The organism is Rhodopseudomonas sp. B29 (genome assembly GCF_000333455.1).
Lineage (GTDB): Bacteria > Pseudomonadota > Alphaproteobacteria > Rhizobiales > Xanthobacteraceae > Rhodopseudomonas.
Genome location: NZ_BADD01000191.1, coordinates 1 through 8,905 on the forward strand (window position 1 = coordinate 1; position 8,905 = coordinate 8,905).

The 8,905-nt window shown below is 65.9% G+C and carries 7 protein-coding genes and 1 pseudogene; 6 read left to right on the plus strand and 2 right to left on the minus strand.

The window, feature by feature from the left end; translation table 11 throughout:
- Positions 1-598 precede the first annotated feature (598 nt).
- The 4 genes from ruvB (at position 599) to I5M_RS06795 (ending at position 4,942) form a co-directional block, all read left to right on the plus strand.
- Positions 599-1,645: a Holliday junction branch migration DNA helicase RuvB gene (gene ruvB, locus I5M_RS06780; protein WP_022720706.1), complete on the plus strand. Its 1,047-nt coding sequence runs from the start codon at positions 599-601 to the stop codon at positions 1,643-1,645.
- A 14-nt stretch (positions 1,646-1,659) separates the two neighbouring features.
- The gene (gene ybgC, locus I5M_RS06785; protein WP_031335657.1) at positions 1,660-2,118 is read left to right on the plus strand and encodes a tol-pal system-associated acyl-CoA thioesterase; all 459 of its coding nucleotides are present in this window, start codon (positions 1,660-1,662) and stop codon (positions 2,116-2,118) included.
- A gap of 81 nt (positions 2,119-2,199) precedes the next feature.
- Positions 2,200-3,513: an NAD(P)/FAD-dependent oxidoreductase gene (locus I5M_RS06790; RefSeq protein ID WP_022720708.1), complete on the plus strand. Its 1,314-nt coding sequence runs from the start codon at positions 2,200-2,202 to the stop codon at positions 3,511-3,513.
- A 154-nt stretch (positions 3,514-3,667) separates the two neighbouring features.
- Positions 3,668-4,942 (plus strand): OpgC domain-containing protein, encoded by a 1,275-nt coding sequence (locus tag I5M_RS06795; protein ID WP_022720709.1) that lies wholly within the window; start codon positions 3,668-3,670, stop codon positions 4,940-4,942.
- Between the two features lie 136 nt (positions 4,943-5,078).
- On the opposite strand, the gene I5M_RS06800 is transcribed toward I5M_RS06795, so the two are convergent.
- Complete coding sequence (locus I5M_RS06800; RefSeq protein WP_022720710.1) at positions 5,079-5,717, minus strand: glutathione binding-like protein; 639 nt, start codon at positions 5,715-5,717, stop codon at positions 5,079-5,081.
- Between the two features lie 89 nt (positions 5,718-5,806).
- Between I5M_RS06800 and I5M_RS06805 the strand changes: the two genes are divergently transcribed.
- Positions 5,807-6,484, plus strand: coding sequence for a TetR/AcrR family transcriptional regulator (locus tag I5M_RS06805; protein ID WP_022720711.1), 678 nt, complete (start codon positions 5,807-5,809; stop codon positions 6,482-6,484).
- A gap of 171 nt (positions 6,485-6,655) precedes the next feature.
- On the opposite strand, the gene I5M_RS06810 is transcribed toward I5M_RS06805, so the two are convergent.
- The gene (locus I5M_RS06810; RefSeq protein ID WP_022720712.1) at positions 6,656-8,566 is read right to left on the minus strand and encodes a TonB-dependent receptor; all 1,911 of its coding nucleotides are present in this window, start codon (positions 8,564-8,566) and stop codon (positions 6,656-6,658) included.
- Between the two features lie 131 nt (positions 8,567-8,697).
- Here I5M_RS06810 and I5M_RS06815 point away from each other — a divergent pair.
- Positions 8,698-8,886 (plus strand): annotated as a pseudogene (locus I5M_RS06815) (GNAT family N-acetyltransferase); the annotation flags it as partial.
- Positions 8,887-8,905: the final 19 nt, after the last annotated feature.

The window sequence follows — 8,905 nt, forward strand, 5'->3', positions numbered from 1 at the left end:
TGGGACTCGACCGCACGCCCGCGTGCTGGTTCCCGGCCCGGACGGCGTCGAGGCGGTCGGGATCAGCGAGCTGTTGCCGAACAAATACAGCCGGGAGCGGGCGTTGTGAGCGTCGTTTCGTGTTGGCCGCGGCCATCCCCCCTTGCACGGCGAACTCCCTCCCCCCTTGCGGGGGAGGGGTGGGGTAGGGGGTGCCACGAGGATGGACTCTCGCCCGGCTGCTTCAAGGATAGCGTCCCGTTGTGGACCCCCACCCCCGACCCCTCCCCGCAAGGGGGAGGGGAGAAGAGCACGGCGCGCCCCCTCTCCCGCTTGCGGGAGAGGGTTGGGGTGAGGGCGCCACGGGCACAGTGCATGTGGACCCCCACCCCCGACCCCTCCCCGCAAGGGGGAGGGGAGAGGAGCACCGCGCGCTCCCTCTCCCGCCTGCGGGAGAGGGCTGGGGTGAGGGCGCCACGAGCACTGACTCGGCGATGCGCGGAGGGGAGTGCCCTCACCCGTCCCGGCTTCGCTGCGCTCCGCCGGGCCGACCTCTCCCGCAAGCGGGAGAGGTTTCGCCGTGCTTGGGGAGAGCGTCCCGCGTGCTACGCTATCGCCCATGACTGACCCCCGCCTCGTCACCCCCGAGCGCCGCGGCGACGATCTTGGCGATGCGGCGTTGCGGCCGCAGAATTTGTCCGAGTTCGTCGGCCAGCAGCAGGCGCGCGCCAATCTGCAGGTGTTCATCGACGCCGCCCGCAAGCGCAAGGAAGCGCTCGACCATGTGCTGTTTGTCGGCCCGCCGGGCCTCGGCAAGACCACGCTGGCGCAGATCGTTGCCCGCGAGCTCGGCGTCGGCTTTCGTGCGACGTCCGGCCCGGTGATCGCCAAGGCCGGCGATCTCGCTGCGCTGCTGACCAATCTCGAAGAACGCGACGTGCTGTTCATCGACGAGATCCACCGCCTCAACCCCGCGGTCGAGGAAGTGCTGTATCCGGCGATGGAGGATTTTCAGCTCGACCTGATCATCGGCGAGGGGCCGGCGGCGCGCTCGGTGAAGATCGACCTGTCGAAGTTCACGCTGGTCGGCGCGACGACGCGCGCCGGCCTCTTGACTAATCCGCTGCGCGATCGCTTCGGCATTCCGGTGCGGCTGAATTTCTACACCATCGACGAGCTGGAAAGCATCGTCACCCGCGGCGCCCGCGTGCTCGGCACCGCGATCACCAAGGACGGCGCTAACGAGATCGCCCGCCGCGCCCGCGGCACGCCGCGCATCGCGGGTCGATTATTACGCCGCGTTCGCGACTTCGCTTCGCATGCCGACGCCGACGCGATCGACCGCGCCATCGCCGACCACGCGCTCGGTGCGCTCGAAGTCGATGCCGCCGGCCTCGACGCCATGGATCGTCGTTATCTCTCGACCATCGCGCTGAACTACGGCGGCGGCCCGGTCGGCGTCGAGACCATGGCGGCGGCTTTGTCCGAGCCGCGCGACGCCATCGAGGACATCATCGAGCCGTATCTGATCCAGTGCGGCTACCTGCAGCGCACCCCGCGCGGCCGCCTGCTGACCGACCACGCCTTCCGCCACCTCGGCCTCGCCGCGCCATCCTGCGACCCGTCACAGTTCGGGCTGTTTGGCGATGCCGGGGACACAGAGTAGGCGTGCCGAAATTGATGAGTGATCCAGTGTCCCACCCCCTCGACGGCGCGATCCGCGATAGCGCCCATCACATGCACATTCGGGTCTACTACGAAGACACCGACTTCTCCGGCATCGTCTATCACGCCAACTATCTGCGCTTCATGGAGCGCGGGCGGACCAATTATCTGCGGCTGCTCGGAGCGGCGCAGAGTGAGTTGTTCGCGGAGGCGGAGAGTGAGACGCCGGGATTTGCGTTCGTGGTACGGGCGATGCAGCTCGACTTTCTCAAGCCGGCCAGGATGGACGATCTGCTCGAAGTGATCACCCGGCCGATCGAGGTGCGCGGCGCTTCGATCACCATGCACCAGGAGGTGCGGCGCGACGCCGATCTGCTGATCGAGGCCAAGGTGAAAGTCGCCTTCGTCTCCGGCGGCCGGGCGCGGCCGATCCCGTTGCCGCTGCGGACGGCGATGAAGGCCGACGTCGTCTGAAGCTTTTCGGACCGCCCCGCTAGGGCGATTCCGCGCTTGATACCGCCAGGAACCGCCCGCTATGCTCCGTACAGGAGCAACATGACCCAATCAGCGCCCCACAGGATCGTCATCGTCGGCGGCGGAGCCGGCGGCCTCGAACTCGCCACTGCGCTCGGTGACAAATACGGCGACGACGGCGCCGTCCGGATCACGCTGGTCGATCGCAGCCGCACCCACATCTGGAAGCCGCTACTGCACGCGATTGCGGCCGGCTCGCTGCGCCGCTCGCAGCACGAACTCAACTACCTGGCGCAGGCGCACTGGCATCACTTCCACTATCGGCTCGGCGAGATGGTCGGACTCGACCGCGCCCGCAAGATGATCAAGCTGGCGCCGGTGATCGACGACGAAGGCCGCGAGATCAATCCGGAGAGCGAGCTCGGCTACGATACGCTGATCATCGCGGTCGGCAGCGTCACCAATGATTTCGGTACGCCCGGCGCCAAGGAGCATGCGGTGCCGCTGGAGACGCCCGAGCAGGCGACACGGTTCAACCGCCGCATGGTCAATGCCTGCCTGCGCGCCCAGCATCAGCACACCCCGATCGAGCCGGGCCAGCTCCACGTCGCCATCATCGGCGCCGGCGCCACCGGCACCGAGCTCGCCGCCGAGCTGCATCACACCGCGCGCGAGATCATCGCCTACGGCCTCGACAAGATCGATCCCGAGCACGACCTCAAGATCGTACTGATCGAAGCCGCGCCGCGTATCCTGCCGGCCTTGCCACAGCGGATCTCCGACGCGACGCTGAAACTGCTACTCGAACTCGGCGTCGAAGTTCGCACCGGCGCGCGCGTCGCCGAAGTGCTGGCCGACGGCGTCAAGCTCGCGGACGGTGAAGTGATCCCGTCCGAACTCGTGGTGTGGGCCGCCGGCGTGCGGGCGCCGGACTTCCTCAAGGACATCGACGGGCTCGAGACCAATCGCATCAATCAGCTGGTGGTGCGTCCGACGCTGCAAGCCAAGGGTGACGACGATGTGTTCGCGCTCGGCGATTGCGCCTCGTGCAGCATTCCGGGCTACGAGAACGGCATTCCGCCGCGCGCGCAGGCGGCGCATCAGATGGCCGAGTTCCTGCTGGCGCAGCTCGAACGCCGGATCGCCGGCCAGCCGCTGGAAGAGTTTCGCTACCGCGACTTCGGCTCGCTGGTGTCGCTCGGCAAATACTCGACGGTCGGCAGCCTGATGGGTTCGCTGGTCGGCAAGAGCTTCATGATCGAAGGTTACTTCGCGCGTTTCATGTATCGCTCGCTGTACAAGATGCACGAAGCCGCGCTGTATGGCCGCGGCCGCACGCTGCTCAGCGTTCTATCCGGCCGCACGCGACCGACGCCGACGGTAAAGCTGCACTAATCGAACACCTCACATAAGCCCATGTTGCGTGGCCCGGTGTGGCCCGAGTGAGCTTCCGTGCGTTTCGTCGGCTAGATTGGCCGTTGCCCGGTGATTCGCCGGCGAAGGAGAGCGGAACGTGAGTGGCATCGGAGTGCAGCCGCGCCAGGTTGCTATGGGACAGGGCGAGCGCGACCTGCGGCTCGATTTCCTGCGCGGACTCGGCCAGTGGATGATCTTCGTCGATCACATCCCGGGCAACTTCCTGGCCTGGCTGACGCTGCGCAATTACGGTTTCTGCGACGCCGCCGAGTTCTTCGTCTTCATCTCCGGCTATTCGATCGGCTTCGCTTACGCGCCGGCGATCCGCAACGGCGAGTTCGTCGCCGCGATCAAGCGGCTGTGGACGCGCGCGGCGCAGCTCTATGTCGTGCACATCTTCCTGTTCCTGTTCTTCACCGCCCAGGTGGCGCGCGCGGCGCGGCGGTTCGACAATCCGATGTACAAGGATCAGTTCAACGTCGCGCAGTTTCTCGCCAATCCCGACGTGATGATCCAGCAGGCGCTGCTCCTCAAGTACAAGCCGGTCAATCTCGACGTGCTGCCGCTCTACATCGTGTTCGTCGTCGCGGCACCGCTGATCCTGTGGGGCTTGTCGCGCCGGCCGCATGTGACGCTGGTGTGCTCGTTCGTGCTCTATATCGCCTCGCGCAGCCTCGGCTGGAATCTGCCGTCGTTCCCCGACGGCCATTGGTACTTCAACCCGTTCTGCTGGCAGTTCCTGTTCGTGTTCGGCATCTGGGCCGGCTTCGGCAATGGCCCGAAGATCCGCGGCTTCGTCACGTCGTGGCCCAATCAGCTGTTGTGCTGGACCATCGTGGTGGTTGCGCTGGTGATCGTGATTTCGTGGAATGTCGAGTCGATGTACGGGCTCGTTCCCGACGCCGTCGGCAAGCTGCTCTATCCGATCGACAAGACCACGCTGGCCCCGGTGCGGCTGCTGCATTTCCTGGCGCTGCTCGGCATCGTCATCAAGCTGCTGCCGCCGGATTTGCCGGCGCTGCGCTCCAAGGGGATGCACCCGATCATCCTGTGCGGCCAGCGCTCGCTGCCGGTGTTCTGCCTCGGCGTCATCCTGTCGTTCACCGCGCATTGGATGCTGGTGCAGATTTCCGACAGCGAACTGATGCAGCTGTTCGTCAGCGTCGCCGGCATCGCCCTCCTGGTCGGCGCCGCCTGGCTTGCGACTTGGTATCGCAGCCTGCCGACGCTGGTCTCGACCGTGCCGGTGACGGTGCCGGTGGAAGAGGATGAGGGGACGAGCGGAACTGATGCGCGCGCCGCGGGCACAGCGCAACCTCTCCCGCTTGCGGGGGAGGTCGGCCCGGCGGAGCGTAGCGAAGCCGGGACGGGTGGGGGAAGCGCTCTCCGCGAGTCGCAGAATCAGTAGTGAACGAAGCGCAGAGTTAGTTCGCGAAAATCACCAACTCATTGCTCGTGTCGCCCTCACCCCAACCCTCTCCCGCAAGCGGGAGAGGGGGCGCGCAGGCGGCTTGGGGTTTGCTGCGTGACAAAACGCGGAGCTGTTAAGCCGCCTTCTTGTGCCTCGCCATTTCGGCTTGATACAGCGGCAGTTCTTCGGCGAGCGCCTTGGCGACGCTGGGGCGCTGCTGCAGCCGCGCCGCATAGGCCTTGATGGCGGGCCATTTCGCCAGATCGATCTGCGGCGTGGCGCGGGTCCAGTTCAGCACCGTGACGAGATAGGCGTCGGCGACGCTGAATTTGTCGAGCAGAAACTCGCGTCCCTCGAGGTGCTTGTTCAAGTAATCGAGCCGCGATGTTCCTTTCTCCACCGCGAACGCCTTCACCTCCGGCGGTGCTTTCATCAGCAGCGCGAACAGGCCTCTGTGCAGTTCGGTGCCGATGAAGCACAGCCATTGCTGCAGCTTCGAGCGCTCCAGGCCGCTGCCGGCTCCGATCGTGCTGGAGGGATAGCGGTCGGCGATGTACTGCAGGATCGCGGCGTTCTCGGTCAGCGTCACGCCGCCTTCGGTGCGCAGCACCGGCACGAGGCCGAGCGGATTGACGGCGCGGAAGTCGCTGCCGTCGGCGAGCACCGTCTTGCTCGGCGGATCGATCTCGATGAAGTTGGCGGTGCCGCCGGCTTCGTACAGCGCGATGCGGCTCGCCATCGAACAAGCCAGCGGTGAGAAATACAGATCCATCGAGACCTCCCTGGGTGGCCGCAGGCGCGGCGTGTTGATTTATGTACCGTCTCGCATAATATAGGGGTGGTCAAGGAATTATTTGCGAAATGGTACAAAAAAATCGAGACCCGGCGCCGGCCAAGCCGTCATCTGCCTCGGCGGCACCCGCCGGCGCATCGCCGCCCAAGCGGCGCGGTCGGCCGCGGGCCTATGAACCCGAGCAGGCGCTCGGCCAGGCGCTCGATCTGTTCCGGCAACGCGGCTTCGCCGCCACCTCGCTGGACGATCTCTCGGCCGCGACCGGGATGAACAGGCCGAGCCTGTATGGCGCGTTCGGCGACAAGCGCGATCTCTATATCAAGAGCTTCACGCGCTATCGCGACGATGCCCGCGCCCGGATCACCGCGGCGATCGGCGGTGCCGCGCCGGTGCGACAGCGGATGAAGCGGCTGTATGACGCCACGCTCGACATCTATCTGTCCGGCCAGAACGGTCCCGGCGGCTGCTTCACGGTGATGACCGTGACGTCGGAAGCGATCGTCGATCCCGACATCCGCGCCATGGTGCAGGACACGCTCGGCGAACTCGACAAGGCCTTCGCCGCTCTTCTGCGGACCGCGCAAAAGCAAGGCGAGCTGCCGGCCTCCGCCGATCCGGTGCTGCTCGGCCAGCTCGCGGCCGCGACTCTGCACACGCTGTCGATCCGCGCTCGTGCCGGCACGCCGCGGACGGAACTCGACAAGATCGTCGACGGGGCGATCGATTTGATTGCCGGCTCGCACTGACCGGCCTCGTCGCCAGCGGTCATTCCGGGGCGCTCACGAAGTGAGCGAACCCGGAATCTCGATGTGTAAGCCGTAGGGTGGGCAAAGGCGCGAAGCGCCGTGCCCACGCGGTTCTGTGTGTGTAGCGCGTGCGCTTCGCTTCGCTCAGCACACCCTACGAGTAATCTCGCCTCAGAACTTCTGCGAGATCCCCGCATAGAACCCGCGACGCGGGCCGTATTGCGGCGCAAACACGCCGATGCCGGAGCCGTCGCGGATTTCGTAGACGGTGTCGAACAGGTTGACGACGTCGAACCGCAGCGTCGTCGGCTTGGTCGGGCTCACCAGATAGAAATCGTGCGACACGCCGAGATTGACCTGGGTGTAGGACGGCAGCGAGCCGATATTGGCGAAGCCGGAGCGCAGGCCGCTGCCATAGATCATCGACGCACTGAAATTGGTGTCGTGCCAGCGATAGGACGCGCCGGCCGACGCCGTCACCAGCTGGGCGTGGTCGGTGTAGATATAGTTGTTGGCGATGTAGGCGAGTTCGTCGGGATCGAACAGGTATTGGTTCGACACCACCTTGGTGGCGATCTGCCGCGCCAGTGCGAGGTTTCCCCAGACCCGGAAATTGCCGCTGGTGTAGGAGCCCTTGAATTCGACACCGACGTTTTCGGCGCGGTCGTAGTTGAACGCCGACAGCACATAGGCGGCGCCGAACTGGCCGTCATCGAGCAGATCGCGAGCGGTCTTGTAGTAGGTGTCGATGCCGACTTCGAGGCCGGGCAGCAGCTTCTGGGTGACGCCGACATCGAACACGTTTGAGCGCTCCGGCAGCACCGGACTGCTGGCGTTGACGGCCGGCTGCTGCGTCGTGTTCTGCACCAGCGCCAGATTGGTCGGTGCCGCCAGCACCTGCGCGGGCGGCGTGAAGTTGCGTGAATAGCCGGCGTGGAACGTGGTGTCTTCGGTCGGCCGCCAGGTCAGGCTGACGCGCGGGCTGAGCTGGTTGGCGCTCGTGTACTCGTTCATCTGGTCGAAGCGCAGGCCGGAATTCAGCGTCACCGTGTTGGTGACCCGCCACTCGTCCTGCAGATAGGTGCTGAACAGCCAGCCGAGCTTGCTGCTGGAATCGACGATGCCGGTCGGCGCGTCGAGCGGATTGCCGCTGTCGTCGAGCGGCAGCACCACCGAGGAATTCGTCACCCGGCTCTGCTCGGCCGTGATCTGGAAACCGCCGCGCAGCGTGTGCGCGTCGCTGAGCCGGTACGAGCCGTCGGCCTGGATGCCGTTGGCTATGCTGCGGCGATACACGTCCGAGGCGACACCGTTGAAGACGAGATCGCCGACCGTGTCGGGCATGAAGTGCAGCGTGCTGGAGCGCGAGAACGCCGACAATTGCAGGTCGAATCCGTTGATCGATTTCTGCAGCGCCAGCACGCCGAACGCGTTGCGCTCCTGCTGGGTCTCCTTGAGCTGCGTCGAATCGAAATTCGATACGCCGAACGCCGTGAAGCCCGGCGTCTGTCCGGGGTTGTTGGGGATCTGGTAGTTGTTGGCCGAAGCGCCGCCGATGAAGGTCAGGCGCGTCGAGTCGTCGATCACGGTGGAGAGATAGGCGAAGCCTTTGCCCTGCTGCGTGTCGTCGTGGATCGCGCTTGGCGACGAGGTCGGGTTTTCGAGTCCGAGGCTGGAGCCGAAGTAACGGCCGGAGACGAAATACTGCGTGCTGCCGGCGGTGCCGCCATATTCGACGCTCGGCGTGATCGTCTGCCGGCTGCCGCCGTAGACGCTGACGGTGCCGCTGTTGTTGAAGGCGTCGGTGCGCGTCGTGATGTCGACCACGCCGGCGGTGCGCAGGCCGTATTGCGCCGGCAGCGCGCCGGTCAGCAGCGTCATTGTGCCGATCATCGACGTATCGAGCATCTGGCCGAAGCCGCTGACGCCGTCCGGCAGAGCGATGCCGTTGATGCGGTACTGCACATTGGCGTGCTCGTTGCGCACGTGCAGATCTCCGCTGGCGGCGGAGTCCTGCGACACGCCGGGCGCTTGCAACAGCACCTTGTCGAGCGTCGCATTGGCGGCCTGCGGCAGCGCCACGATCGCCGCGTGACTGATATCGAAGGCGCTGGCGCCGTTGGGCTTGAAGATCGCCTGCCGCGCAGTGTCGAAGCCGGCATGCCGGGCGGCGGTGATCTGCTCGGCCGTCTGCGGGACGGCCTCGGCGGTTCGTTCCCAGCGACTGCCGCGGCCGTGGCATCGGCGAACAGTTGGTCCGCTGGGCGATCGGCGAAGCCTTGGCGCAGCGCTGCAAGCTGGTGGAACTGTTCACGCATCAGAGCCGAAAAGACGCCCAGCGCTTCTACCAGCGGCTGGGGTTTCAGCCGAGTCACGTAGGCATGACGATGCGGTTCGGGTGAAGCCGGCTCGACGGAGGGG

Excerpts from the sequence above, each read along its gene's own strand:
- I5M_RS06800 (WP_022720710.1), bottom strand. The coding sequence starts at position 5,717 with ATGGATCTGTATTTCTCACCGCTGGCTTGTTCGATGGCGAGCCGCATC.
- I5M_RS06790 (WP_022720708.1), top strand. The coding sequence starts at position 2,200 with ATGACCCAATCAGCGCCCCACAGGATCGTCATCGTCGGCGGCGGAGCC.
- ybgC (WP_031335657.1), top strand. The coding sequence starts at position 1,660 with ATGAGTGATCCAGTGTCCCACCCCCTCGACGGCGCGATCCGCGATAGC.
- I5M_RS06805 (WP_022720711.1), top strand. The coding sequence starts at position 5,807 with ATGGTACAAAAAAATCGAGACCCGGCGCCGGCCAAGCCGTCATCTGCC.
- I5M_RS06795 (WP_022720709.1), top strand. The coding sequence starts at position 3,668 with ATGGGACAGGGCGAGCGCGACCTGCGGCTCGATTTCCTGCGCGGACTC.
- ruvB (WP_022720706.1), top strand. The coding sequence starts at position 599 with ATGACTGACCCCCGCCTCGTCACCCCCGAGCGCCGCGGCGACGATCTT.